Annotated in this window: 18 protein-coding genes and 1 tRNA gene; 9 read left to right on the forward strand and 10 right to left on the reverse strand. The window is 54.9% G+C overall.

All coding sequences use genetic code 11. The annotated features are described in order from the left end of the window. Positions 1-152: 152 nt before the first annotated feature. Both K239x_RS11435 and K239x_RS11440 read right to left on the reverse strand, forming a co-directional pair. A complete protein-coding gene (locus tag K239x_RS11435; RefSeq protein WP_145418025.1) occupies positions 153-1,565 on the reverse strand; it encodes a sulfatase in 1,413 nt (470 codons plus the stop codon). A 186-nt stretch (positions 1,566-1,751) separates the two neighbouring features. Then, a complete protein-coding gene (locus K239x_RS11440) occupies positions 1,752-3,095 on the reverse strand; it encodes a CCA tRNA nucleotidyltransferase (protein WP_145418027.1) in 1,344 nt (447 codons plus the stop codon). Between the two features lie 98 nt (positions 3,096-3,193). Between K239x_RS11440 and K239x_RS11445 the strand changes: the two genes are divergently transcribed. After that, the gene (locus K239x_RS11445) at positions 3,194-3,694 is read left to right on the forward strand and encodes an NUDIX hydrolase (RefSeq protein WP_145418029.1); all 501 of its coding nucleotides are present in this window, start codon (positions 3,194-3,196) and stop codon (positions 3,692-3,694) included. Between the two features lie 99 nt (positions 3,695-3,793). On the opposite strand, the gene K239x_RS11450 is transcribed toward K239x_RS11445, so the two are convergent. Further along, positions 3,794-4,348 (reverse strand): hypothetical protein, encoded by a 555-nt coding sequence (locus K239x_RS11450; RefSeq protein ID WP_145418031.1) that lies wholly within the window; start codon positions 4,346-4,348, stop codon positions 3,794-3,796. A gap of 357 nt (positions 4,349-4,705) precedes the next feature. On the opposite strand from K239x_RS11450, the gene K239x_RS11455 reads away from it, so the two are divergent. The 3 genes from K239x_RS11455 (at position 4,706) to K239x_RS11465 (ending at position 11,217) form a co-directional block, all read left to right on the forward strand. After that, on the forward strand, positions 4,706-8,077 hold the full coding sequence (locus K239x_RS11455) for a PVC-type heme-binding CxxCH protein (protein WP_145418033.1): 3,372 nt from the start codon (positions 4,706-4,708) through the stop codon (positions 8,075-8,077). 362 nt (positions 8,078-8,439) lie between these two features. Then, a complete protein-coding gene (locus K239x_RS11460; protein WP_145418035.1) occupies positions 8,440-8,775 on the forward strand; it encodes a hypothetical protein in 336 nt (111 codons plus the stop codon). A 462-nt stretch (positions 8,776-9,237) separates the two neighbouring features. After that, positions 9,238-11,217, forward strand: a complete 1,980-nt coding sequence (locus tag K239x_RS11465; protein WP_419190082.1) for a M13 family metallopeptidase — start codon at positions 9,238-9,240, stop codon at positions 11,215-11,217. 66 nt (positions 11,218-11,283) lie between these two features. On the opposite strand, the gene acpS is transcribed toward K239x_RS11465, so the two are convergent. After that, the gene (gene acpS, locus K239x_RS11470; RefSeq protein WP_145418039.1) at positions 11,284-11,670 is read right to left on the reverse strand and encodes a holo-ACP synthase; all 387 of its coding nucleotides are present in this window, start codon (positions 11,668-11,670) and stop codon (positions 11,284-11,286) included. On the opposite strand from acpS, the gene K239x_RS28475 reads away from it, so the two are divergent. After that, complete coding sequence (locus tag K239x_RS28475) at positions 11,669-11,827, forward strand: hypothetical protein (protein ID WP_419189944.1); 159 nt, start codon at positions 11,669-11,671, stop codon at positions 11,825-11,827. The genes acpS and K239x_RS28475 overlap by 2 nt on opposite strands. Here the strand turns inward: K239x_RS28475 and trpS are convergent. Both trpS and purM read right to left on the reverse strand, forming a co-directional pair. Beyond that, entirely contained in the window at positions 11,824-12,786 is a 963-nt protein-coding gene (gene trpS / locus K239x_RS11475) for a tryptophan--tRNA ligase (protein ID WP_145418041.1), read from the reverse strand. The genes K239x_RS28475 and trpS overlap by 4 nt on opposite strands. A 177-nt stretch (positions 12,787-12,963) precedes the next feature. After that, complete coding sequence (purM, locus tag K239x_RS11480; protein WP_145418043.1) at positions 12,964-14,022, reverse strand: phosphoribosylformylglycinamidine cyclo-ligase; 1,059 nt, start codon at positions 14,020-14,022, stop codon at positions 12,964-12,966. 566 nt (positions 14,023-14,588) lie between these two features. On the opposite strand from purM, the gene glgX reads away from it, so the two are divergent. The 4 genes from glgX (at position 14,589) to K239x_RS28480 (ending at position 18,879) form a co-directional block, all read left to right on the forward strand. Continuing rightward, the gene (gene glgX, locus K239x_RS11485; RefSeq protein ID WP_145418045.1) at positions 14,589-16,700 is read left to right on the forward strand and encodes a glycogen debranching protein GlgX; all 2,112 of its coding nucleotides are present in this window, start codon (positions 14,589-14,591) and stop codon (positions 16,698-16,700) included. Between the two features lie 496 nt (positions 16,701-17,196). Next, a complete protein-coding gene (locus K239x_RS11490) occupies positions 17,197-17,853 on the forward strand; it encodes a ClpP family protease (RefSeq protein ID WP_145422319.1) in 657 nt (218 codons plus the stop codon). A 64-nt stretch (positions 17,854-17,917) separates the two neighbouring features. Continuing rightward, the gene (gene clpP / locus K239x_RS11495; RefSeq protein ID WP_145418046.1) at positions 17,918-18,511 is read left to right on the forward strand and encodes an ATP-dependent Clp endopeptidase proteolytic subunit ClpP; all 594 of its coding nucleotides are present in this window, start codon (positions 17,918-17,920) and stop codon (positions 18,509-18,511) included. A 293-nt stretch (positions 18,512-18,804) separates the two neighbouring features. Continuing rightward, positions 18,805-18,879, forward strand: a tRNA-OTHER gene (locus tag K239x_RS28480). A gap of 1,257 nt (positions 18,880-20,136) precedes the next feature. On the opposite strand, the gene K239x_RS11505 is transcribed toward K239x_RS28480, so the two are convergent. The 4 genes from K239x_RS11505 to K239x_RS11520 all read right to left on the reverse strand — a co-directional run bounded on the left by K239x_RS11505 (position 20,137) and on the right by K239x_RS11520 (position 25,309). Then, positions 20,137-21,768 (reverse strand): outer membrane protein assembly factor BamB family protein, encoded by a 1,632-nt coding sequence (locus K239x_RS11505; RefSeq protein ID WP_145418050.1) that lies wholly within the window; start codon positions 21,766-21,768, stop codon positions 20,137-20,139. Between the two features lie 2 nt (positions 21,769-21,770). Further along, positions 21,771-22,850, reverse strand: a complete 1,080-nt coding sequence (locus tag K239x_RS11510; RefSeq protein ID WP_145418052.1) for a DUF1559 family PulG-like putative transporter — start codon at positions 22,848-22,850, stop codon at positions 21,771-21,773. 507 nt (positions 22,851-23,357) lie between these two features. Then, entirely contained in the window at positions 23,358-23,894 is a 537-nt protein-coding gene (locus K239x_RS11515; RefSeq protein WP_419189945.1) for a hypothetical protein, read from the reverse strand. 380 nt (positions 23,895-24,274) lie between these two features. Next, positions 24,275-25,309 carry a TIGR03009 domain-containing protein gene (locus K239x_RS11520; RefSeq protein ID WP_145418054.1) on the reverse strand — a complete coding sequence of 345 codons (1,035 nt, stop codon included), beginning with the start codon at positions 25,307-25,309 and terminating at the stop codon, positions 24,275-24,277. Positions 25,310-25,655: the final 346 nt, after the last annotated feature.

The raw sequence follows: 25,655 nt of genomic DNA on the forward strand, positions 1-25,655 counted from the left end.
TGGCTCTTAAGTCGTTTGGTAAAGCAAAGGTGACATGAATCTTAATAGAAACGCCAACGCCATGCTGTTGTCGGTGGCCGATATCACGCGTGGCCGGTTTACTTCTGGATGCTCCGGCTAAAGGTTCAATCTGCTGGCTACTCGCTGATGCATCAACGTTTCTTACTGCGAACGACCAGGGTTTCGCGGGCCGGATCATAGCGGGAGTTTTCAGTTGGCACCTGCGCACCGGTAGACTGCAGCCATGCTTCCAATTTGCCCTGCAACTTGCTGCAAAGTTTGGGACGTTTGCCGGATAGATCGACCTGTTCAGCGATGTCTTGATCCAAATCATAGAGCCGGCAGCTTTGGTCTTCGTAGAATTTGATCAAGCGGTAGTTGCCCGATCGGATCGCGCTGTACGGGCCGTCACCGCCCGCGTGGTAATGCGGATAGTGCCAAAATAAATCGCGGTCGTATGTCTCGGCAACATTTTTCAGGAGTGGCACCAATGTCTGGCCGTCGCGTAATTTGGTGTCATCAACGTCGACGCCAGCGATATCGCATAGAGTCCAGAAGAGATCCGTTGTGATCACGGGTTCGTCGCAGACGGTTTGAGGCGTCGTCACGTTGGGCCAGTATGCTATCGCGGGCACTCGGACACCGCCTTCGTAGGCTGATCCCTTGCCGCGGCGCAGCGGCAGATTTTCGGTGAATCGATCATGTTTGCCGTTGCGTTGTGTTAGTCCACCGTTGTCGCTGAAGAAGAGGACGACGGTGTTGTCACTGATTGCATTGGACTCCAAGCAGGCGAGGACTCGGCCAACGCTTTGGTCCAAACTGGCGACCATCGCGGCATAGTGGGCATTGTCGTGCAGAAGTTTTTGATCGGTTGATTTCGAATCGATCTTCTTTTGAAACGAATTCACCAAGTCCTTGCGTCCTTGGATCGGTGTGTGCGGGACGTTGTAGGCAAAGTACAAGAAAAACGGATCTTCCTTTGACGCGTCAATAAATTCACAAGCGCGGTCGGTCAATACATCGGTCAGGTAGGCCGGCTTAGACTCGCCGTCGGACTGTTCCTTCAGAAGGTACCCTTTGGAGTCTTGGGGGCGTTCGTACGAATAGTCAAAACCTTGGTCGATGGGCCGCGTTCCGTTGATTTCAGTCCCTTGCCCGCTCAGATGCCATTTCCCGACGTGCCCCGTGCGATAGCCTTTCTGCTTTAGCAGTTCCGCGATCGTTACTTCGTGTCCCGACAGTCGTTTGGTCCAGTCTGGAATTTTCAGCTTTGCGAACGGCCGGTTTTGGCCAGCGATGAAATCTGTCAGGTGCAATCTCGCGGGTGATTTTCCCGTCATGATCGATGCACGCGTAGGCGAGCAAACTGTGCAAGCCGAATACGCATTGGTGAATTTGACGCCGCGCTGTGCCATTGCGTCTAGGTTCGGTGTCTCGTACAAGTCGCTTCCAAAGCAACCGAGTCCAGTCCAGCCCAGGTCGTCAGCTAGGAGCAGAATGATGTTGGCAGGTCGCTGGGGGGCTGACTCAGAGGCGATTGATAGCGACGGCAAAACGGTAAACACGCCGGCGATGACAAGCAGCGTGCTAACAACGTTGCGGCGAAGCGGAGCCGTGTAGCGCTGATTGTCGATGTTCAGAATATTGATGGCTGGACTCGCTTGCGTATGACACAGAGATGACGGCTTTGGGGATCACGACCAAACAGTCACGACTCAGAAACAACATCATACAACGCGAGCGACGTCCGGTTAGCCAACCCCTTCGGCAATTCGCTTGGCGATTTCCAAAGCCTGTTCGTGCGAATCAATTTCACCGTCCAGTTGTGCTCGACGAGTCTCCGTCAAGATTTCGCGGAACAGGGGACCGGCCTGGAATTGATACCGGTGGAGATCGTTTCCAGTCAGCAAAGGCGTTGGATCGCGTTTCTCCTTGGGCCATTGCAGGGCGGCGTGTGCAATTTTGACGGCTTCGTTTGGTAGTTCTTCGGCAGCGATGATTGCGTCAGCGACGTTCAGAATTTCGCCAATGTCACGGTCGATCAAGATCGGCTGAATCTTGCTCCAAGGCCAGGAAAGGGACTGCACGATGCCGCGTGCATGCGTTAGTGCCGAAGCCGTTTGGCGTTTTTCTTCGTTGGAGAGTTTCCAACGCGATGCAATCTGTCCAATGGCTTTGTCCGGTGCGGTGTGTCTTTTTGATTGTTGCGCATCCGCCTGCGGTGTCGCTGCCTGCTGGGCGATCATCAGGCACGCCAGCGATGAAGGAAAGTCGCGGATTGCAAGAGCGTCCAAGTAACGTTCGATGCGATCCATGTCCACGTCAGAGATCCCGGGCAAAATTTCGTTTAACAGTCCGCAGTCATTCAGCCACTGGATTCCTTTGGCAGCGTGCGGCGAGCAAAGCACCTTTCGCATCTCCGCTCCGATCCGTTCTCCACTGACAACTGAGATTTCGCTGCCGAACTGTTGAATCGCCGCTTGTGTTGCTTCCTCGATTCGGAAATTCAGGGTCGTCGCGAACCGCACCGCTCGCAGCATCCGCAATTTATCTTCTTTGAAACGATCCAGCGGGTCCCCGATGGTCCGCAGGGTTCCTGATTGCAGGTCGCTTGCGCCGTCGACGAAATCGATCACTTTGCGACTGGCCAGGTCGTAGAACATGCCGTTGATGGTGAAGTCACGGCGCAGGGCGTCTTCTTCGGCAGTTCCGTAGCGAACCGAATCGGGGCGGCGACCATCGGAGTATTCGCCGTCACTGCGAAACGTCGCGACTTCCGTGGGCGGAATCGCGTCGGACAACTTGTTTCGGTCTGCTTTGGGCGGCAAAACTGCAATGACGCCAAACGAGGCACCGAACGCTAGTGTTCGGCGTTTTCCAAAAATCTCGCGAACGGATTCTGGCGTCGCGTTGGTCGCCACATCAAAGTCCTTAGGGACTCGGCCCAGCATCGCATCTCGAACGCACCCACCAGCAAGGTAGGCCACAAACCCAGCGTTGGTCAGCGTCGAAATCACTCGAACCGACTCCGCTGCCGCATCGCTCGAAAACAGCTTCGCTTCGTTCGGAAGTTTGTGTTGGTGATCGTTACTCACTGGAGGTGGATTCCGAAGCGAAAAATTGAAAAGATAGCAGCCGTGCGATTCGAAACCGCGATTGTGGTAACGCTTCTTGTAGGTTACAAGGCACCATTATGAACCTTGGCAATTCATCCTCCGACGACTCTTCTCTGAAACGCGACCAATCGCACGTCGATTCGCCGTCGCTGGGGCAATCCCGGCCTTCGACTCGCCGCAAACGCGGTGTGGTTGGCGTCATCATACGCGAGCAACGTTTGTGCATCATCCGCCGCTCCCTCACGGTGACAGCTCCCGGCTGCTTGTGCTTGCCGGGAGGCGGCATCGAAAAGGGAGAGACAGAAGCCGAGGCGTTAGTTCGCGAGATGCAAGAAGAACTGGCCATCGATGTGACTCCGGTTCGACGCTGTTGGCGAAGTGTGACTTCCTGGGGCACGAACCTGGCTTGGTGGTTGGCGGATCTAGATCCTTCGGTCCAGCCCGTTGCCAACCCTGCCGAAGTGGCAGAGATCCACTGGATGACTCGCGATCAAATCCGTTCTGCCGACGGAATGCTGGCAAGTTTGCCTGCGTTTATGAATGCCCTGGATGGCGGCGACGTTGATTTGACGCTGTAGACGGCGGGGCTGAGTCGACGCTCTAAGAACTTGACGCTCTAAGAACTTGACGCTCTAAGAATTTGACGCTCTGAGATTGACGCTCAACGAAAACGTCACTTAGATCATGATCGCGCGGCTGTAGCTGAACAGGAACAGCCCCAGATGCAGCAGCAGGCAGACGGCAGCCAAAGTCTTTCGTGGTGAATACATACCAAAGATCGATAACGCGCACCCAAGTGCTGCGATCAGGGTTCCGCCACCGGGGAACCACCAGCTGGCCGCGATCGCAAAGGCCAGGACCATCACAGCTGCGGCGACGGCGCCAATTGCGGTGTATTTCAGCGGACCCACGTCGTACATGAGTTCCGGTTGCGAATCGTTTGAATCGGGGAGGAAATCGTCCCAGAGATCGCTCGGTTCCGAGGCAAACGGTGAACCGACGCGAACTTCTTTTCCCGTACTGGCAAACGGATTGCCACTTTGCTGCGTATGCTGCGAAGCGTCTTGGTCGTCCGGGAGAACGGCGTCCGCGGTAGCTTGCGGCGGGACTTTGGGATCTCTGTCGGACCGGCTTGCGGAATCATCAACCGGATTTGCCGCAGCCGTATCATCTACCACTTTGGCAAGGATCGGAATTTCGTCGTCGGGCGGTTGATTTGCGGTATGACTCATCGTTGTCTCGTGGTGTCATCCAATTGAGAATCGCACGTGATGGGGGTTACGCAAAACTTTAGCAGAAAGGTCTCTGCGATAATTGATTCTGGCGAGCACAAATGTTGCCAAGTGTGGCCACTGACAGCTAATATAAAGGAGTCGCTTGTCGTCCGGCTCAATATAGACGGCTTTCCGATCCCTCGAGCAGCTCTCAAGCTCGCTTCACGGAAAAATGCGACTTGCACGGCATCGAAAAAGTGCGGGTCGCCGGAGGTTGGTTGCTGGCGCCCTCAGTGACTTGGGAGACGAATGATGAACCAGTGATGACATTGCGCGACCATCTGATCAAAAGTGTAGAGATAGAAAGCTAACGGCATGACAAAACGATTTGTGGGTTTCGGTTCTTTTTGCAGTGGATTGTTTTCGTTGGGATTCGCCTTAGCGATTGGATTCATTGCGGTCAGCCAGTCGGCGTTGGCCATCGATTTGGATTCTGCCAAGCCGCTTGAGCCGGAGATCAGCGAAGCGTCCGACGAAGCCGCGCAATCTGCGGCAGGCATCAAAGTTCCCGAGGGTTGGGACATCTCGGTGTTTGCTGCCGAACCGGATGTTGCCAACGTGGTGGCGTTTGATATCGATCTCCGCGGTCGTATCTTTGCCTGCGAATCGTTTCGGCAGAACCGGGGCGTCACTGACAACCGTGGCCACGACGAGAAGTGGTTGCTAGCTGACTTGTCGGCCAAAACCGTTCAGGATCGAATCGATTACCACAAACGATTGCTCGGTGAAGCCGCGATTACGTATGCACAACACGACGATCGCATTCGCCGTTTGACGGATTCCAATGGCGACGGTGTGGTGGACGAAAGCCATGTCGTGGCGGACGGTTTTAACCACATCGAAGAAGGCACCGGCGCAGGCGTGTTGGTGCGTGGCAATGACATCTACTACACGTGCATTCCAAGACTGTGGAAACTGGTCGACAAAGACGACGACGGCAAAGCTGACGAACGAGTGGTGCTGTCAAATGGCTACGGTGTTCGCGTTGCTTTTCGTGGGCACGACATGCACGGACTGATCATTGGTCATGATGGGCGACTTTACTTTAGCATTGGCGATCGCGGCTACCACGTGATCACCAAAGACGGCAAGCTGTTTGCCGACCCGGCGGTGGGCGCGGTGTTTCGCTGCGAATTGGATGGCACCAATTTGGAAGTGTTCGCCAATGGTTTGCGCAATCCGCAAGAGTTGGCATTCAATGATGTCGGCGACCTGTTTTCCGTTGACAACAACAGTGACAGTGGCGACCAGGCACGCATCGTGCACATTCTGCAGGGCGGTGATACTGGATGGCGAATGTACTACCAGTATCTGCCGGACCGTGGCCCATTCAATCAAGAGAAAATCTGGGAACCGTTTCACAACGAACAGCCCGCGTACATCGTTCCGCCGATCGCAAACTTTACGGACGGCCCAAGCGGATTTGCGTTTTATCCCGGAACAGGTTTTGGCGATCAGCTGAAAGACAAGTTTCTGATTTGCGATTTCCGCGGTGGACCTAGCAACAGCGGTATCCGATCGTTTGATTTGCAGCCCGATGGCGCGTTTTACCAACTTGGTGAAGACGACCAGCCCATTTGGACGTGTCTGGCAACCGACCTCGCGTTTGGACCCGATGGAGCGTTGTATGTCAGCGATTGGGTCGATGGATGGGAGGGGCTCGGCAAAGGACGGATTTATCGTCTGACGGATCCTGAGCATATCAACAGTGATATAGTCCGCGATGTTCAAGAACGACTGCAGTGCGACTGGGACGCACGAAGCAATGAATCGCTCTTGGGGGATTTGCAACACGCAGATCGACGCGTGCGATTGGAAGCCCAATGGCAATTGGCAAAGCGAGACGAGATCGATGCTTTGGCACTCGTGTTGACGCAGAAAGATCTGCCCCGAGTAGCCCGCCTGCATGCGATTTGGGGACTGGACCAAATTCAACGACGTCTGGAGCAAGACAACACGCTGAAGTTTGTTCGCCCTTTGTTGAAGGACAAAGATGCTTACATTCGATCTGCAGCAGCCAAATTTGCTGGCGAGCGTGGAGACAAAGCGGCAGTGGCGGATTTGCGTTTGCTGTTGAAAGATGCTTCGGCGCGAGCCAACTATTTTGCCACCATCGCACTGGGGCAATTGAAAGATTCTGAATCGACGCCCAGTGTCGTGAAAATTCTGGCTGACAATAAGAACGAAGACCCGGCACTGCGGCACGCGGGCGTGATGTTTTTGACATCGTCGGCCAAGCCCACCGAGATCACTGCCTTAAAGACGCATCCAAGTTCCGCTGTTCGCCGTGCCGCTGTGGTGGCACTGCGACGGACCAAGAGCGAATTGGTGGCGGAGTTTCTTAGTGACGGCAATTCTTTGGTCAAAGCCGAAGCCGCACGAGCGATTCACGATGTGCCGATCTTGGTCGCAATGCCAAAACTGGCTCAGGGCCTACAGAGCGAAGCGACAGACCTGGCGTTCATTCGTCGAGCACTTAACGCCAACTACCGAATCGGTGACGCCGACTCCGCCGACCGGATCGCCCAGTACGCGGCCAATGCGGGCGCGCCGATCGACATGCGAGTCGAAGCATTGGACATGTTGGCCGATTGGGTAAAACCAGATCCTCGCGACCGTGTCATCAATGACTTTCGTCCGCTTGATCCGCGCGATGTCAATTTGGCCGTGACTGCGTTGTCCAAACGCATCGATTCGCTGATGATCACCGATTCAAATGTCCGCGAAAAAATGATCGATGTTGCGTCTCGTTTGGGGATCAAGCGGATTGCACCCGAGCTGGCCAAGCGATTTATAGATGAAGCGCAAGAAGCTTCGGATCGAGCCAATTCCCTGGCGGCGCTGGCACGGCTTGATGCTGTGCGAGCAGTTACGTTGGCTCGCGGCGTCAAACTGACTGATGATGCACTTCTGGTGACCACAGCGATACAAACGCTGTCCAATTTGGACAAAGCCAAATCGCTTCCGACAGTGATCCAGGCAACCAAAAGCCGCGATATGCGAGTTCGGCAGTTGGCTTGGGATTTGTTGGCCAAGTCAAAAGACGATTCGGCCGTCAAGGAGATTCGGAAAGCGGTCCAAGATTACTTGGACGGATCGCTGCCCAGCGACGTGCATTTGAATGTACTGGAGGCTGCGGACGGCAAGTTGACGGAAGAGTTGAATCAAGCCGTTGGCGATCACCAAACGATGTTGGCATCCGCCAACCCCTTGGCCAAATGGTGGACGTCGTTGGAGGGTGGCAATGTCGAAAAAGGCGGAAAGCTCTTTTTCGGAAAAACCGAATTGTCATGTGTTCGGTGCCACAAAGTCGATCGCGCTGGCGGTGAAGTCGGACCGAAGCTGACCATCATCGGCAAAGAGAAAGATCGGCGTTATTTGTTGGAAGCGATTTGTTTGCCGAATGCGCAGATCGCCAAAGGGTTTGAAACCGCGGTGATTGCCGATGCCGATGGTGCAGTGGTGACGGGTATCGTTCGCAGTGAGACCGATGACTTTGTCGAACTGCTGCTCGCTGATGGTTCGCAAGTTCGGATTGAACAAGACGATATCGAAGCAAGGCGGAAAGGCAATTCATCGATGCCAGACGATCTGACCAAGCACATGACCGCTCGCGAGCTTCGTGATTTGGTCGCGTACTTGGCCAGTCTGAAAGTCGACCCGCGCGGAGCCGAAGATGTCGAATAATCCGCTGGTAGCGGTTGTCGCCGTTGCGTTTGCGTAAGAATGCCGCGCTGCTTTCTGTTTGGGGGGCAATGTCGAGTAGCAACATTCCCTATCAATAGCGTCTTTGGCGTCCGCTAATGCCGGGGAATCTCCGGATTGGGGGGGAACCCGCCCGAAAAATCTCGTTCAGCACCTCTCGTCAGGTAGCGTGACCTAGAGTTGGTTGATCGGTATCAGTTCGCACGGGTATCGATTCGCAGCAGTGCCGTGTTCGCTTGGCGATCCGGCTGTCTTTGATGACAGGAACGGCCCACTGTTCAGCGTCGATCTGTACCCAAACGACTTCTTCGGCCGGTTTTCTGAGCCGCAAGAATTTCATTGTGATGAATTGCCAAACGCTAGCTCAACGCATTTCGGAACTGCAACCAGAACTGTCACCCGCCGACGTGGCGCGACTTTGTTTGTTGATCCTGACCCAAACACCCGACGTCGATTCGCTTGCCGCCGATGACGTGCTGATGAAGGCTTGGAGAAACGCAAGCTTTCGCTTGGAAGCGGCCACGGATCAGCACTCAGCTGTTAGCATCGAACTAGACGAGATGTGTGGTGACGGACCGATTCAGTTCACGCCCGATCAACTCTGGATCCTGCTAAGAGCCGTCAAGGTTCAAAGCCAAATTTTGGAACTGTACACCGACGAAGCCGTCTTGGTGAAATAGTTCTGGCCCCATCGCTCTAGCAGTCATGATGTAGGTGGAGCTGGCGATTACGATCGTCCAACAATTCTTTTGCGCTGCCGGTCTGCCCATCGCCTTTTTGCAATTGTTCTTTGCAATCGGGCTCATTTTTGGACACCATCCGCGGCGTTTCTCTTTTGCTCGTTTCTTGAGCTTGTTGCAACCTGCCGTTGTCATTTGCCGTTTTGTGTCTTTCGACTACTTGGACGGACCTCGTGATCAGCGGTAGGATCTAGAATGCAATCTGGTCCCATGACAGCCAAATTTTGCTTGTCGACTCGGGGAAGTTTTCAGCTGAGTCAGGCCAGGTCTTTTGTGTCAAAGCGTTCGTTGTTGTTGCGAAATACTAGAAACCAATCCCAATCGCCCCGTTTCAAATTAATGGTCACCATGAAGCGAAGTAACGTCTTGTTTCCGCTCGCGATCTTGTTGTTCCCCGTCACGATGATCTTTGCGCAAGATAGTGGCGGAGAGAAAGTCTCCGGCATTGATCGATCGTTGTTTAGCGAAAAGGTCTCGCCGGGTGCGAATTTCTATCTGTATGCCAACGAAAAGTGGCTGAACGATACAGAGATTCCTGGCGACAAATCGAACTACGGCATTTTTACATTGCTCAATGACAAAACGCAGGAGCAAGTCAAATCGCTGATCGAAACCGCAGCAAAGACCAAAGCGGAATCGGACACTCCGGCTCAAAAAGTCGGCTCTCTCTACGGCAGTGTGTTGGATGTGTCGCAGCGTAACCAAGCCAAGACAGATCCCATCAATTCCATTTTGGCGATTGCCAGCAGTGTGACCAGCACGGACGAATTGGCTCCGGCGATGGGAAAACTGATTCGCAACGGCATCTACGGTCCGTTTGCATCCTATGTCTCGGTCGATGCACGTGCCAGTGATGAATACACGGTTTACGTCACGCAATCGGGGCTGACATTGCCCGACCGCGACTACTACTTGGAAGACGATGAGCGTTACGTCGAACTTCGCAAGCAATTGAAGGTTTACGTCGCGGACATGCTCAATGCTGCGGGCCATGATCATGCCGCGGAAGCAGCGGAGAAGGTCGTCGAAATCGAAACCAGAATCGCGAAATCCCAATGGTCAAAAACGCAGAATCGCGATCCCGAGGCGACTTACAACAAGAAGTCGTTTGCCGAAATGAGCGAACTGCTGGGGAGTTTTTCTTGGCAAACCTACGCTGACGCCGCCGGCTTGGCCAAACAAGATGCTTTCGTCGTTCGCCAACCTAGCTATTTCCGCGAACTGAGTGAAATGTTCGCCGACATCCCAGCGGAGCAATGGAGCGACTACCTGACGTTTAAAGTGATTGATTCGTACGCCAGTTCCCTTTCGGACACACTGGAGCGTCGACACTTTGATTTCCACAAGACAGCCGTAAGCGGTATTTCCGAGCAAGAGCCGATGTGGAAACGCGGTGTGAATACGACCGGCAGTGTGTTGGGCGAACTGGTGGGACAGTTGTACGTAAAAGAACACTTTAAACCGGCCGCGAAAGAACGAATGAACGAGCTGGTCGAGAATCTGAAGCGAGCTTTTGCACTACGCATCGAATCTCGTGATTGGATGGGAAAAGGAACTCAAAAGCAGGCACTCGAAAAACTGTCTAAGTTTACCACCAAGATTGCTTATCCCGACGAGTGGAAAGACTACAGCAAACTGAAGATCAAACAGGTGCCATTGGCGGTCAATGTCATTGCGTCATCCGAGTTTGAATACAATCGCGATCTGGACAAATTGGGCGGCCCGATTGATCGCAGCGAGTGGCACATGACGCCGCAGACCATCAACGCTTACTACAACCCCACGATGAACGAAATCGTATTTCCGGCCGCCATCCTGCAGCCTCCGTTTTTCAACATGGCTGCCGACGACGCGGCTAATTACGGTGCGATTGGTGCCGTGATCGGGCACGAGCTAAGCCACGGATTTGACGACAAAGGCAGCAAGTACGACGGCGATGGAAATTTGCGAAAGTGGTGGACCGAAGAGGACCGCAGCGAGTTTGAAAAACGTGCCGCTGGTTTGGTGCAGCAATACAACGCGTATGAACCCATCGCAGGGAACTTCGTCAACGGCGAATTGACGTTAGGCGAAAACATCGGCGACTTGGGCGGACTGAGTGTCGCCTACGCAGCGTACCGACTTTCGCTGGACGGCAACAAAGCTCCCGTGATTGATGGACTAACCGGCGACCAACGTTTCTTTTTGGGTTGGGCTCAAATTTGGCGCCGACTGTATCGTGAACGCGAATTACTGAAACGACTGGTCACCGATCCTCACAGTCCCAGCGAATATCGCGTCAACGGAATCGTTCGCAATATGGACGCCTGGTACAAAGCGTTCGGCATCGATTCCGATTCGGAGCTGTATTTGGAGCCCGCGCAGCGAGTGCGGATTTGGTAGCCGGTACAGCCAACGCCTGCTGATGCGGACGTTCATCCGCGTGGGCGTTACTTAGTCCAACTGCACTTAGTCCAACTGATCTGTCGCGATCACGTACGCCGTTGCATGAGTGCGACAGGCTCCCAGGCTAAGCAGCAGTTTTTCGACGCCGCTGTATTGGGAATACGCCAGGGCCGCACCGCCCAGCACGATTCGGGGGCCTTGCTCCAGCGATGTCACGATTTCGATATCGGTCCAGTGGACGCCTTGTTGTCGGCACTGCAGCGCTTTCATGGTGGCTTCCTTCGCCGCCCAGCGTGTCGCGAAATGTCTTGCTGCGTTCGCTTTCAGAATGCAGAATTCGATTTCGTGGGCCGTGTAGACTCGTTCCAGAAACTGTTCGCCATGCGTTTCGATCATCTTGGAAATGCGGACGCATTCGACGATTTCGGTTCCGATTCCGAGCACAGCCATGTTGATCAACCTGTTCGACGAAAAACTGAAGCGACTTGCCGCTGCAATGGACATGCCCACCGTCGAGGCATCCGGCACACCGCGAGCACAATCGGTGCGTTTCCAAATGCGGTGGTTCAGCAAAGAAAGCTTCCGATCGAAGCCGACTGTATTCTAACGCAATCCGCAGGCCGTCTGGGCTCGGCTCAATACGGTCGCAGCGACTTCTCTGGCTCGGTCGGCGCCGTCGCGCAACGTTTGGTGGACGTAATCTAAGTTGGATTCCAGTTCTGCACGTTTTTCTCGAGCGTCGGCAAAGTACTGCTCGCTGACTTCGGCAACCGCCTTTTTCACTTCGCCGTATCCAAAGCCACCTTGGCGATACTTGTCCGCCATCGCTTGCACATCCGATCCGCCTGCGAAGAGTCGATACAGCAGGAACAGGTGGTCCGTTTCGGGATCCTTGGGGTCTTCCATGGCACGCGAATCGGTCGTGATTCGCATGATCTGCTTGCGGATTTTTTTGACTTCGCCAAACAACGGTAGCGTGTTGTCGTAGCTCTTGCTCATCTTTTCGCCGTCCGTGCCGGGGACCTTGGCGCTATGATCAAGCGTCTGAGCTTTGGGCAAGACAAACGTTTCGCCAAACTGATGATTGAACTTCGTCGCGATGTCGCGGCAGACTTCGATATGTTGAACTTGGTCAGCACCGACGGGAACAATTTCGCTGTCGTAAGCCAAAATGTCGGCCGCTTGCAGCACCGGGTAAGTGAACAGTCCAGCGTCCGCAGAGAGCCCCTTGTCGACCTTTTCTTTGTAGGCAACGCAGCGTTGGAGCAACCCCATCGGAGTACCGCTCAGTAGCAGCCAGCACAGCTCGCTGACTTCGGGCACATGCGACTGCACGAACAGCGTTGCTTTGGCTGGATCCAGTCCCAGTGCCAACAGATCAATTGCGGCGTTCAAAGTGTTTTGACGCATCGCTTCGGCATCGCGCACGGTGGTCAGCGCATGCAAATCAGCGATGAAGTAAAACCCGTCGTTGGCTTCTTGCAGGTCGATGTACTGGCGGATCGCGCCAAAGAAGTTGCCCCAGTGAGGCCGGCCGGTGGGCTGAATGCCAGAGAGAACACGCATAGGTCAAAGTCTGTTGAGGGAAAAGAATTTGTGTTAGCGGCTGACGCTAGCCACGGGCATTAATTGGAGATGCCCAGTGCGTGCAGGGTTCAGGTCGCTTATTTTCAACGGCTTGAAAGGGCCCGTGCCTAATGCGAGCAGCTGACAAGTTTGCTGATCAAAGACTGCGTTCACGAACTAAGCGAAACGCACTTTGCCTTCGCCCGCAACGATCTTGCCGATCGGAAAACAGTCGACGCCTAGTTCTTGGATTTGATCTTTTACGCTGGCTGCGTAAAAATCGCTGACCACAATGGCCAGGCCCAGTCCCATGTTAAAGACGCGTCGCATTTCGCTGGTCTGAACGTCACCGGTTTTCTGAAGCCACTGGAAAATGTCCGGCAGTTGCCACGAATCAGGTTCGATCAACGCATCGACGTTTTTTGGCAAAATGCGATCCAGGTTTTCTTGGACGCCGCCGCCCGTGATGTGCGCGATGCCATGCAGCACTTGTTTGACGCGGTAGTGATTCTGGACTCCGCGAATGACCTTGGTGTAGATACGTGTGGGTTCCAAACACACATCGGCTAGCGTGCGGCCGCCGAATGGTTCGGGGGTCGCATCCCACGTCAGGCCAGCATCGTCGATGATCTTGCGAACCAAGCTGAACCCGTTGCTGTGCAGTCCATTGGACGCCAGCCCAAGCACAACGTCGCCTTGGCCGATCATCTTGCCGTCGATCAATTTTCGTTTCTCGACCACGCCGACTGCAAAGCCAGCCAAGTCGTAGTCGTCTTTACCGTACATGTCTGGCATGATGGCCGTTTCGCCACCGAGCAACGCCATGTCGCCGGCAACACAGCCGTCACTGATGCCTTGCACGATTTTTTCCAGTCTTGCTGGATCGTCTTTGCCCATGGCGACGTAGTCCAGAAAGAACAGGGGTTCACCGCCGGTGCAGAGCAGGTCATTGACACACATGCCGACCAAGTCGATTCCGACTGTTTCGTGGCGTCCGGTCAATTGCGCGATCTTGAGCTTGGTGCCGACGCCGTCCGTGCCGCTGATCAACACAGGTTCTTGGTAATTTCGCGAAAACAGTTTGCCGGCAAAATCCAGCTGAAAAAGTCCGGCAAAGCCACCGTCGCTGGGGATCACACGCGGACTGAACGTGCGATGCATCAACCGCGGCAGTCGGCTCATCGACTCGGCGTAAACGTCTAGATCGACGCCGGCATCTTTGTAGGTGGCAGCCATATTTGCAGGGAAAACAGTGCGGGTGGAAAAATTAACGCTGCGGTGGGTCCGCCAAAGTCGCCATTCTGGCCCGCAAACGCTATTGAGGGTAGGCGTCGTATTTTCTACGCGGGCTCTGCGGTGGTCGCTGTACGTCGGACCGTGGTCTTTCGGTATGCTTGGCCATCGGTTGGCGGCGGAATCCGCATTTAAACAGCTTAGCCGCTGGGTGAACATTGCGGGAATACCGCGAGGCTTGCCGAAAAAGTCACCGTTAATCATTAACCCTTCGCTTACTTGACTAGGAGGTTTCTCCGTTACCAATTCGCCAACTGTTGTGTTGCTTGGTGACCTAGTGTGTTTTCGCACAGGCGAGCGACGCCAGAAAGTCAATTGCTAAGGCAGGTGGTAGTGTTTTTCGTCAGGCGAACAGTGAACTGTTTTTCTGACAATGGAAAACCCAGCACCATTGCCAGCTAAAGACCCACTGTCGCGACGAATTGTCTCACGCACGCTCCTGAAGCGTTCGATGGAGACCATTCAGGACGGCCAGATGGCGAAATACTAACGATAGAGAGACCGACACGATGCTCATGCGACAGCCCTTTCCCAATCTGCAGTTTACTTACACGCCTCCATTTGGCCCTATCGTCCAGGAAAGCGGCGTCCAGTTTTCGGTTTTCAGCCGCAGCGCGACGGCGATGCGACTGCTGCTGTACAACAAAGTTGCTGACCGCGAGCCGGCCGAGATCATCGAATTTGATCGCGACTCGGATCGCTGGGGTGACGTTTGGAGTCTGCATGTTGCCGGCCTAAAACACGGTCAGCTGTATCACTTGCAAGCCAGCGGACCTTGGGATCCTGACAATGGGCACCGATTCGATTCGACAGCTCGTTTGATCGATCCGTACACGCAGGCCCTGGCCGGCGAATTCATGAAGAGCGATGACGGTGTAATTCGTCCACCCAAATGTGTCGTGATCAAAGACACGTTTGACTGGGACGGTGACCGACACATTCGTCGCGACATCAGCGAATCCGTCATCTACGAAATGCACGTTCGCGGTTTTACAAAAAGTAAAACGGCAAAGATCGATTCGGGCGGATCGTACTTGGGCGTGATCGAAAAAATCCCCTACCTGCAATCGCTGGGGATAACCGCAGTCGAATTGATGCCGGTCAACGAATTTCCGATCCGTGACATCTACGGCAAGAAACTCGATCGCCCTAACTACTGGGGCTACGACCCGATGGCGTTTTTCTCGCCTCACCGTGGCTACGCTCATGACAAAACGCCCGGCGCGCAGATCACTGAATTCAAACAGATGGTCAAAGCACTGCACGCCGCCGGGATCGAAGTGATCTTGGACGTGGTGTTTAACCACACCTGCGAAGGCAACGAGCAAGGTCCGACGCTTTCGTTCAAAGGCTTAGAAAACCAGGTCTACTACATTCTGAGCGAAGGCAAGCACTTCTCGAATTACTCAGGCTGTGGAAACACAATCAACGGCAACCACCCAGTCGTCCGCGAAATGATTTTTCACTGCTTGCGACACTGGGTCCACAATTTCCACATCGACGGTTTCCGATTCGATTTGGCCAGCATTTTAAGCCGCGACCGGAAAGGCAACTTGGTGCCCAATCCGCCCATGGTCGAATTGATTGCCGAAGACCCGTTGTTGGCAGACACGAAGATCATCGCCGAAGCTTGGGATGCCGCTGGTGCTTACCAGGTCGGTTCGTTCGGGAGCGCCCGTTGGGCCGAATGGAACGGACGGTATCGCGATGATGTTCGCGGATTCTGGCGCGGCGACGGCGGAACGTTGGGGGCACTTGCAACACGTTTGGCTGGTAGCAGTGACTTGTACGAACATTCCGGACGCCCTCCGTTTTGCAGCATCAATTTCATCACAAGCCACGATGGTTTTACGATGAATGACTTGATGGCTTACAAGCACAAGCACAACGACGCCAACGGCGAAGAAAATCGCGACGGTGACAATCACAACATCAGCGACAACTACGGCGTCGAAGGCCCGACGCGTAAGAAATCGATCAGCATGATTCGAGATCGCCAAGTGCGAAACATGCTGACCACGTTGATGCTCAGCCAAGGTGTCCCGATGCTGGTCAGCGGTGACGAAGTTCGTCGCACGCAGAAAGGCAACAACAACGCCTATTGCCAAGACAATGACGTCAGTTGGTTTGATTGGCGTCTGGTCGAAAAGAACGCGGATCTGCTGCGATTCGTTAAGTCGCTGATCGCGTTTCGGCGAAACCAACCGACCGTCCGTCGCCGCGAATATCTGACGGGGCGCCCGGTCGATGGCCGCAAGATTCCCGATGTGTCCTGGTACGCACCCGATGGGATCGTCTTGGATTGGAGTCAACAGGAACTGGCGATGATGGCGTACATCGCCGCTCCCAGCCGTGTCGAAGATCCCGAAGAACTTGGTCGTGACATGGTGTTGATGTTCAACAGCACCGGCCAGACGATGGATTTCACGATGCCGGCGATGGGCCGCAACATGAAATGGAATCTGTTTTTGGACACAGCTGCCGTATCTCCGGCTGACATCTACCCCGACGTCGACGGGCCAATGCCGCCCGATTCGATGGTGGTTGATATGCCTCATCACTCGATGAAAGTCTACGTCAGCGGAAAAATCCCTGGCGAAGGCAAGAAGTCACGGGGATAGGGCAGTCTAGGTAGGAAAAAGTGCGGCCGTGTCTTCCCCACCAGGAAGACGCGGATGCGGTGAGCAACAGGGGCCGCTATGGCTCGAATCGAACCGACGCCCTTCGTCCAACCTGGCCATCTTCCGACATGATTCCACTGCCAGCTTAGTCATCGCTGAGGATGACTGGGCGAGCAAGATTTGGGCAGAGTTGGCCGCATTCCTGCGTGATACGTGGCGACAAACGAATAGGGCGTTCGATAAATGCCCTCGGCCAACGTCATCGGATCACCCTGATTAGCGACTTGTTTCGCTAACGGCGTCAGCAATTTTCGCTATCGGCAACACCATTCTCTTTGTCGCACGGCATCTCTGACGCCCTTACCGGCCTTGTCAACTTTTCCCTAATCGCGAACACTTACGTAACGTCGCTGCACTACCAAGTTGCGATGGTTGATTGATTGAGACATTCCTCGTCTGAAAGACCCTTTTAATGACCTTCCCCCTGCATTCCAACATGCTGCCTCACAACACGCTGCCAGGCGATGTCAGTCGCGAAATTCAAAACAGCAGTGCCTACCAAGGTGTTCAGCGTCAGCGTCAACTGACGCTGGGCGATCTGCTGCTGGAAAACCGCATCGTGTTCTTGCAAGGCGAGATTCATTACGGCAACGCAAACGACGTCGTGATGAAGCTTTTGTATCTTCAAAGCGAAAATCGCCGCAAGGACATTCACTTCTACATCAACAGTCCCGGCGGAAGTGTCACAGCCACGCTGGCTGTTTACGACACGATGCAAATGCTGTCCTGCAAAGTCGCGACCTACTGTGTGGGTGAAGCTTGTAGCGGAGCAGCGGTATTGTTGGTCGGTGGTACCAAGGGAAAACGATACTGTTTGCCCAACAGTCGCGTCATGATGCACCAGCCGATGGGCGGCGTTGGTGGTCAAGTTAGCGACATCGAAATTCAAGCGGCAGAAATGTTTCGCTACCGCGACGTGCTGAACAAAATCATCAGCAACCACAGTGGGCAGACGGTCGAAAAAATCGCCGAAGACACCGATCGCGATTTCTTTTTGGGTGCCGAAGAAGCCAAGGCGTACGGTTTGGTCGACGACATTTTGACCAAGCCACCGTCCAGCGGCGATGACGACGATGATGACGACGACAAATAGGCCTTAGCCATCGTCGAAATCGAATCAACAAACAACACAGAACCACCAATTCAGCAGTTTTCCTATGCCACTTATTCCATACGTTGTCGAAAAGAGCGGTCGCGAAGAACGCACCTACGACATTTACAGTCGCTTGTTGAAGGACCGGATCATTTTTCTCGGTCAACAAGTCGATGACCAGATTTCGAATTCGCTGGTCGCGCAAATGTTGTTCCTGCAATCGGACGACCCCAAAGCCGACATTCACTTGTACATCAACAGTCCTGGCGGCAGCATCACGGCTGGCATGGCGATTTATGACACGATGCAATTCGTGTCGTGTGACGTCGCGACGTATTGCATCGGGCAAGCCGCATCGATGGGCGCTGCATTGCTAACCGCCGGTGCCAAGGGCAAGCGATTTTCATTGCCAAATGCACGGATCATGATCCACCAGCCGCTCGCTGGAATGCAGGGCACTACACGCGAAGTCGAAATTCATATCGAAGAACTTCGTCGTGTGAAGCAGAAGATGAACGAGTTGATGGTGACCCACACCGGTCACACTCTCGAGGAAATTGAGAACGACACCGACCGAGACAACTTTATGTCGGCCGACGAAGCATGTGCTTATGGCTTGATCGACAAAGTCGTGTCCAAATCGGGCGAAGACGCTTAATCGCGTTGGCGAAGTCGCCGAGTGACTGCTGCCGCGATGATTTTGGGGCAGCATTTAGCAATAGAATCGACGATTCAAATCGGTTTTAATCTCACGACGGATGGCAGGTCGTAACCCCGGACGCTGGTCCGGGGGGAGCGGATTTGCATCGTGGCCTAAGTCGCGATGCGGTGACATGAATGGCTTGATCCAGCCAGCAATCTCAATGCGATGGCCGTGTCATGCCGTCGCCGGGCGATTAGACTTTGGCTCAATGCGCTAGCGTCGCCAGCCGACAGATTCACAAATAGCCTGCCCCCTTCGTCTAGCGGCCCAGGACATCGGACTTATTCAGTCCGGAAACGCTCGTTCGAATCGGGCAGGGGGTATTGGAAACACGTCGTCAGCTTGACGTTGCTTGACCAACCAAGGCGGGCCAGCGGTAGCAATCGCGGCCGCCAGATCGGGATCGTCGGCAACGGAATCCCAAATCTCTCTAGCAATAACTTCTTGCAGGACTGCAGGGACGTTTGCAAACGTTTCTGAATTGACCAGATAGCTTAGTTGGTTTTTGAACAGTCGGGTTTCCAAATCAAACTGTCTCAGCAACCGCTGCTTTGGCGAACACGCCGCGTCTGTAAACGTGCAGGTAAAATCACCTGCGCCCTTCACGGGAGACGTCAACGGCGTTTCGTCCGCAAATCGCAAGTAGGTCACCAGCGGTTGCACTGCTTCGACGATCTTTTCTCGCTGCGCAGCATTCAGGTCTTGGCCGCCAGCCAGCCACTGCAGATGTTGACTCACGAAGTTTGCGTGTGTCAGCAAGTTGTAAGCCTCGACTTGGTGCTCCATGACCATCAACGCGGTAATATCACTGGTGGGGGCCAAGTACGCAGACGCGTCGACGCAGGATGGAAGGGCGGTCTGGTTTTCGCGTTGCCGATTGTCGATCACGGCAGGGCGTCGCTTGCCGTCTAGCAGGTAGCCGCCCAAGTGATGTTGCTCTCCATGCTGCCCTGTGACATACCAACCACCCCAGCGTTTTTGCAGCGGGCTGCGATGCGTGGTCAACGAACTGCCCGCGCGGATTACGGGTTTGCCATCAGGCGATGGGAAAACCGATCGGACTTGAAAGCCAGGTTTGCCGCCCGTTCGTGCGGCGCCATGGCAGCCCAGGCAACGATTTGCCTGGCGCTCAAGCCGAATCGGTTCGGCGCTTTTCACGTCAGGTTCCACGGCCAGTTCCACGTCCAGTGTGTAAAACACCACACCAAGATCAGGGTCAGCGGCCGCAATCTCAACGACGCCTGCTTGGACATATCCCACGAATACTTCGTCGTTGAAGTAGATTGCGCGCGGGGTTTGCGGCGACACCTGCGTCTTCTGCAGACTCGTTTTAGAAAATACCAACACCTGCGATGAAGTGTGAATGTCCAGTTGGTTTAGCAGCGACTGCACTCGCTCAAGCGGTGTGTCACCATCGATCTGTGTGTGACCTGCATCGATCGCCGCTTGGAGTCGCGCAACCGGATTGCGTTTGGCAACGCGTTTGCTGTAGCGGATCGGATCGTTTTCCCAGTTGACGACTTGAGCATCGGCTAGATGCGCAAGGCAAGACAAAAGCAGGCAGCATCCGAAGTATCGAATCATTTCGTGCCGCCTTTGCTTATGCAGTGCAGTTGGCTGCCGGTACGAATCAAGATCGCATCAGCGGTCAAAGCCACTCCGTATTGAACGGGATCCGCAAAGCGATTTTCACCGCGTGTGCGAGCGGCTTCGATTTCTTTTCCGTCCATGGGTTTGGCTTTCGCAACATCCGCCGGATTGCCTTCTGTCACACTCGGCTTGCCGGCTGTCGCACTGGCCGGTCTGCCGGGGCGTTGCGATGGTTCGGCGTCCGAATCGGCCACATCGGGACGAGCATTCTCTGATTCAGCATCATCCGGGCCAGCAGCCTCTGGCTGAGCATCCGGAGAAGCAGCTGTCAGTGACGCACCCCTATTCTTCGCAGCCGCATCGCTGGCGGGTGGCCGTCCGCCGCGACCGGAGAACTGTCCTGGATCGGTGGCCGGGATGGAGTCCAGATCCCAGAGTTCATTTTCCGCCAACACGCGAAAATCGGGACCCGCTGCCAGAACCGTCGTCTGACCGCCTTTGCCGAACAAGTAGACGCGATCGCCGACGCCAATGGGCGTCACCCAGCACTGCTCGCCAGCCCGTTTGCGATACATCAGTTCGCCCGATTCGACTTCGTAGCAAAACACCACGCCTGCGTTGGTTACCCAGTACGCGTATCCGATGTGGGCCATCGGTGATGCAAACGTCGTCACCGCCTTTTCGCTTTTCCATTGAACTTGCGGTTTAAAGCCATCGTCTTGGGCGACGATTCGCAAACAAAGATTCGATTCGCGGGCGTCCGCCATATTCACATCACGCATTCCTGGTGAAGCTCCGATGAGCACCGAGTCCTTGCTCGCCAACAAAGGCGTGTTGGATGAATTGGCACCGAGTTCCTCGAACGTCCAGAGTTGCTTTCCCGTTTTGGGATCGTATCCGTCGACCGAACCGTCGCTACTGCAAACGATTTGCGGCGAACCGTTGATGTCGATAATCGACGGCGATGCATAACTCTTGCGGCTGAACCGCTCGGTACGCCAGATCGTTTCGCCTGAAAGTTTGTCGACCGCCAATAAGTAAGATTCGCCTTCGTGGTCGATCATCAAAAACACACGGTCGTGCAGTTGCACTGGTGAAGTCGCCAAGCCAATCGTGGATTCAAACGCGCCGTAGTCGGTCGTAAGCGAACGCTGCCAAGCGGTGTTGCCGGTTTTGCGATTGATGCCTACCAAGCTTCCGGTTTCAAAAAACGCGACGACGTGGTTGTCGTCGACCACAGGCGTCGGCGCCGATCGGCTTTGAAAATAGTTCGATCGCGTAGGCATGGCCGATTCAAATTCACGGCTCCACTCCTGTTGGCCGGTCGTGATCGAGATGGCCGTGACGATACAGGTCTCTTTCATGTTGCCTGCAATGCTGGTCACGTACGCTGTATCACCCCACACGACCGGGCTTGACTGTCCTTTGCCAGGGATCGTCGTTTTCCAGCGAACATTTTTGCTGGGACTCCATGTCAACGGCAGCGCATCGACGTGGGTTTCTTGCGTTTTACCTTGGCCCAAAAAAGCTGGCCAAACGGCTTGCCCCATCGCTGGCAGCGCAGACAGCTGAACAACAGCTGCGATCACTAAAGACAAGAGAATTCGATTGTGTATCGTCATGATTAGAGATCTCCCAGTGATTCAGTTTCGCTACCGTTGCGGGTACCCAGCGCGCGCCAGATTTTTAAATCCACGCTTTGATTGATAAAACCAACGCTGCCATCGCAGCGCGCGACATGAACGCCGCCCTCGTGATTGCTTCTCGCGCCAAAGACGCCCCAGCCGCAGCTGCTCATGTCCGGCACTCCGCTTTGGGGTGGGTGATAGTGGTTGTAGCCCGTCCAGTATTCGCGACCATTGATCCAGCCCGCGCCGCGTTGTCCCGACCAGCCGCGATGCAGTCCGCTTCCGCGCGTATACGCTTCCATTTCGCCGGGATCATCGGGCAGCGAAAAACCCGTGAAGCCGGGGGTTAAGGGCGGCATGCGTCGATCCGCAAAGGCGCAGCTGACGTTCATCATGGTGCGCCGCTTTATGGAGTCGACGGTTGGTTCGCTGGGGGATTGCTCCAGCACGCCAAGCAAGTGTTCGGAGAATGCAGCGGTATTGCTCAATCCATCCATGACGGCTTCAAAACCAATCTTGGAATTGATCCAAATCACGCCGTCGGTTGGGACACGGGTGTCATACAGCGTGCCAACCCCGGTGCCGGTGTTCATGGCATAGTTCGTTCCGGAATAGCTCTGCGTCGGTCCGCGACCCGACAAGCTAGTGACAAAGAACGTGCGATTGTAGTCTTCGCTTGGACAAGACAGTGTCGGAATCGCTGTCGCGGCGGCAGCGTCATGGGGAGCGACCAGTTGGCCGGGGCAGCAACCTACGTGCAGTGGTTTGTCAAAACGAATCAAGTCAACCACGTTGGCCTGTTCATAGAACGGCGCCATCTGGGCGAAGATGGAAAAGTTCCCCGCTGTGCTGGTGCCGTTTGTGTAGTTGGCAGGCAGTTTGCGATGAGCACTTTCGTAGTTGTGCATCGCCAGAGTGATTTGTTTCATGTTGTTGCTGCACTGCATGCGACGGGCGGCAGCGCGTGCGGATTGGACGGCTGGTAGCAGTAGTCCAACAAGGATGCCAATGATGGCGATCACGACCAGCAGCTCCACTAAGGTGAAGGCCTGTCGGTTGGTTTGGGAAGTATTCATGTTGAGTGGTAGAGGTGTGTTGGTGGTCTTGAAGTGGCAGGGCAAAGGAAGGAAGGCGCGTTGATTGGTGAGAATGGATGAATCGGACGGCATGCTGCCTGCCATCGCATTTTCCGTCGGCGCATATTCCCAGCCCGCCATGGTTTCGAGTGTTTCAAAACGCAGGTGTAGGGGATCGCTTGGACAAACCGGTTCGCAGGTCGCTCCCGCGCCGATGGCGAAGACCACGCTGGTGTGAGGAGCGAAAACCCTCGGACACCCACGCGGCAGCGTTATGGGTTCTGCACGCACAGAATGCGTGCAGCAACGAATCAGTTTGCAGCAATGATCGAAGATGCGAATACAGACGCGATGACTGGCCCGCGACGACTGGCATGCGATGCAGGCAGGGCTACGGATCTCTAGCGGCTAGGCGCAGACCAATCCGGTCAGAGCCATTGCAGCCTGAATCCAGCACACCGAACAGGACCGTCCGTCAGCACGTGCAGTTTGCGACGGAATCGTTCGCTAAGGAATCGGTGGGTCGGGACAGACCGCGCGAGAAAAGACGCGGTCATTCCAAATCGCTAAGCAGAAAAGAAGGTGTTCGTCGGCGCTGCCAGCGGTAGGCCGCAGGGGGTCGACGACAACTTGAGAGAACAGTGACCACAGCAATTCGATGCCATGGCACCTTGCAGCATCTTCCAGCCGAATCAACCGGCTGCGGCTTTCAGTAACCGCAGACTTTGCTGGTCCAGGAACTTCGCAAGACGACGTTTCTGATTCCGGCGACTTGGAACAACAGCAGCAAGCTGATGAAGACGCTGTTTGCGTGGGGATTGTTTTGACGAGCACGAGGTTGCCAGCCGCAGCACGGACGCGTGCGACAAGGAACTCGGGTGGCTGGACGTTGTTTTGGGCCGCCCATTGCAGCTTTTCGGCATCCGAATGGCAGCAACACTTGTCCCAGCAAAAGTCCGCAGTCGAACATCCGCAGGGGCAATCTTCGCAGGGGAAACGCCCGGTTTTTTCCGGCCCAGGTGCCGAAATGGGCAATCCAATCATACCAAGCGCCAACAGGATCAAAAGCCCGAAGCTGATGAAACGTCGAAGCGGACGAGACCGTGATCGATGAATGAACTGGAATGAAATCAACTTGGCCTCAAGGCCTTAAACGCGCCACAGCGGGCTCGCTCCTCACTCACGAAGTTTACTCATTTGGTCTTTAGGCGTAAAGCGACTGCGACCTGGAAAACCGGCTCGAGTTGCTTCGGCACTCAGCGGTTCAGCAATGTTCCCATCGTGCTGCGACACTGGGGCGCGGTGCGAGGCATTTCGTGCAGTCAGGTCGATCTGATTCACGCTTGGAAGACTTGCTCCCAAGGTGCGCGCGGACTCACAGGGACAGAAGGTGAGTCCATTGGTCGCTTCGTGCGGTTGTCAGATCAACGCGTCGCAGGTCGTTCGTCAGCAGCGGCTGCTTGGCGTGCAGGTGCGCCGTTGGGCTGTCCCGCGACGGGCAGTTTTTCGCGTACGACCTGCCAGTCAGATGGTGGGCGCTGAGGGATGAAGTTGTTGAAGAACTGTTTCATTCCAGCCGTGATCGCGTTTCGGCCGACGTTCTCGAACTCGTAGTGATCCCACATGGGCGCGTTCTGTGCGTTGAAATTCGGCGCGTACATGATCAAGGCAGTGGGCAAAAACTTTTTGTCGTCCAATGCGATCTGCACCATTTTGTACTGGGAGCGATCAGCCTGAAACTTAGGCCACGCTTCGATCAGATAGATTCCCGGTTTGGGAGCTTTGACTTCACGAACCCAGTAACGTGATTGAATTTTTTGGGCGTCTAAGTTGAAGACAAACGGTAAAGGACTGTTGAAAATATCTTGTCCCTTCATGCCCGGTGGTAGCGTGCTGATGGTGCACTTCTTTTCGTTTCCATCAAACTCGATGACCTCGGCTCCGTTACACACCCAGTAGTCGCCTACTTTGCCGGGTTGAGCGGCGAATTGTGGTGCGCCTTGTTTCATGCCTTCGTAAAAGACGATCGTTTCTTCTTTGAACATGCCTTTGTCGGGAGCGGCGTACTTGATGACGCCGGTCGATTTGGTCGCATGGATGCCAGCGGGTGCTGCCAGCAGGTCAAAGTGCCACTTTTGAAACTTGCAAGACATCGTTTTGGTGCCTTTGCTTTGCTGTTCCCAGGCTTTCAGCATCGCGTCCAGCCGAGTCTGTTCTGCGGCGGTCAAAGCCTTAAAGGGACGCGCGTTCGGATCGGCCACTGTGGCGTCGGCATTGGGTGCCTGCGGATTGCCGGCTTGGGCGTTGGCACCGGGTTGGGGCTGAGCTACTTGGCGGGCTGCGACGGTCGCGGCGGGCTGGACCGCTATACTCCGGCCGGCCGTTGGTTGGTTTGCAGTCCGTTGGTTCGCAGTTTGTGCATTGGACAACGATGCATTGCTACCAATGCAAAAAGCCATTGCAGAAACGAGGAGGCTGATTCGTCGCATTATCCGTGTCGCCTGTTTTGTACGCAAAGTTTCAAGCTTGGCAGTTCCCTGTCTCGACCGGGGCCAAGCGAACGGATGGTAGGAAAGCCTGGGGGTTAGTCGAAAGACCGATTCGGTTGATTCGATGCCTTTGCTATCGCGCGATTTTTGGCGGTAACTGCTCGCCTATTGCCCCTGTTTTGCCAGCTACGCCTGAGCTTTGCTGTTTTCGGGTTGTTCCGGTCATGCGTCGTGTTGGGGTTGCCGATTTATTCGATGAGAGACCTTCTGCGCGATCGCAGGATGTGTATGCGCTCAACTCGAGGGGAACGAACGG

Origin of the sequence: Stieleria marina, assembly GCA_007741555.1 — a bacterium.
In the GTDB taxonomy this organism is placed as follows: Bacteria; Planctomycetota; Planctomycetia; order Pirellulales; family Pirellulaceae; genus K23-9.

Bases quoted from the DNA above. Each gene is read 5' to 3' on its own strand.
- purM (WP_145418043.1), bottom strand. From the start codon at position 14,022: ATGGCTGCCACCTACAAAGATGCCGGCGTCGATCTAGACGTTTACGCC.
- K239x_RS11465 (WP_419190082.1), top strand. From the start codon at position 9,238: ATGATCTTTGCGCAAGATAGTGGCGGAGAGAAAGTCTCCGGCATTGAT.
- K239x_RS11490 (WP_145422319.1), top strand. From the start codon at position 17,197: ATGCTGCCTCACAACACGCTGCCAGGCGATGTCAGTCGCGAAATTCAA.
- K239x_RS11450 (WP_145418031.1), bottom strand. From the start codon at position 4,348: ATGAGTCATACCGCAAATCAACCGCCCGACGACGAAATTCCGATCCTT.
- K239x_RS11515 (WP_419189945.1), bottom strand. From the start codon at position 23,894: ATGATTGGATTGCCCATTTCGGCACCTGGGCCGGAAAAAACCGGGCGT.
- K239x_RS11455 (WP_145418033.1), top strand. From the start codon at position 4,706: ATGACAAAACGATTTGTGGGTTTCGGTTCTTTTTGCAGTGGATTGTTT.
- K239x_RS11445 (WP_145418029.1), top strand. From the start codon at position 3,194: ATGAACCTTGGCAATTCATCCTCCGACGACTCTTCTCTGAAACGCGAC.
- K239x_RS11505 (WP_145418050.1), bottom strand. From the start codon at position 21,768: ATGACGATACACAATCGAATTCTCTTGTCTTTAGTGATCGCAGCTGTT.
- glgX (WP_145418045.1), top strand. From the start codon at position 14,589: ATGCTCATGCGACAGCCCTTTCCCAATCTGCAGTTTACTTACACGCCT.
- trpS (WP_145418041.1), bottom strand. From the start codon at position 12,786: ATGCGTGTTCTCTCTGGCATTCAGCCCACCGGCCGGCCTCACTGGGGC.
- clpP (WP_145418046.1), top strand. From the start codon at position 17,918: ATGCCACTTATTCCATACGTTGTCGAAAAGAGCGGTCGCGAAGAACGC.
- K239x_RS11510 (WP_145418052.1), bottom strand. From the start codon at position 22,850: ATGAATACTTCCCAAACCAACCGACAGGCCTTCACCTTAGTGGAGCTG.
- K239x_RS11460 (WP_145418035.1), top strand. From the start codon at position 8,440: ATGAATTGCCAAACGCTAGCTCAACGCATTTCGGAACTGCAACCAGAA.
- acpS (WP_145418039.1), bottom strand. From the start codon at position 11,670: ATGGCTGTGCTCGGAATCGGAACCGAAATCGTCGAATGCGTCCGCATT.
- K239x_RS28475 (WP_419189944.1), top strand. From the start codon at position 11,669: ATGTTGATCAACCTGTTCGACGAAAAACTGAAGCGACTTGCCGCTGCA.
- K239x_RS11520 (WP_145418054.1), bottom strand. From the start codon at position 25,309: ATGGCTTTTTGCATTGGTAGCAATGCATCGTTGTCCAATGCACAAACT.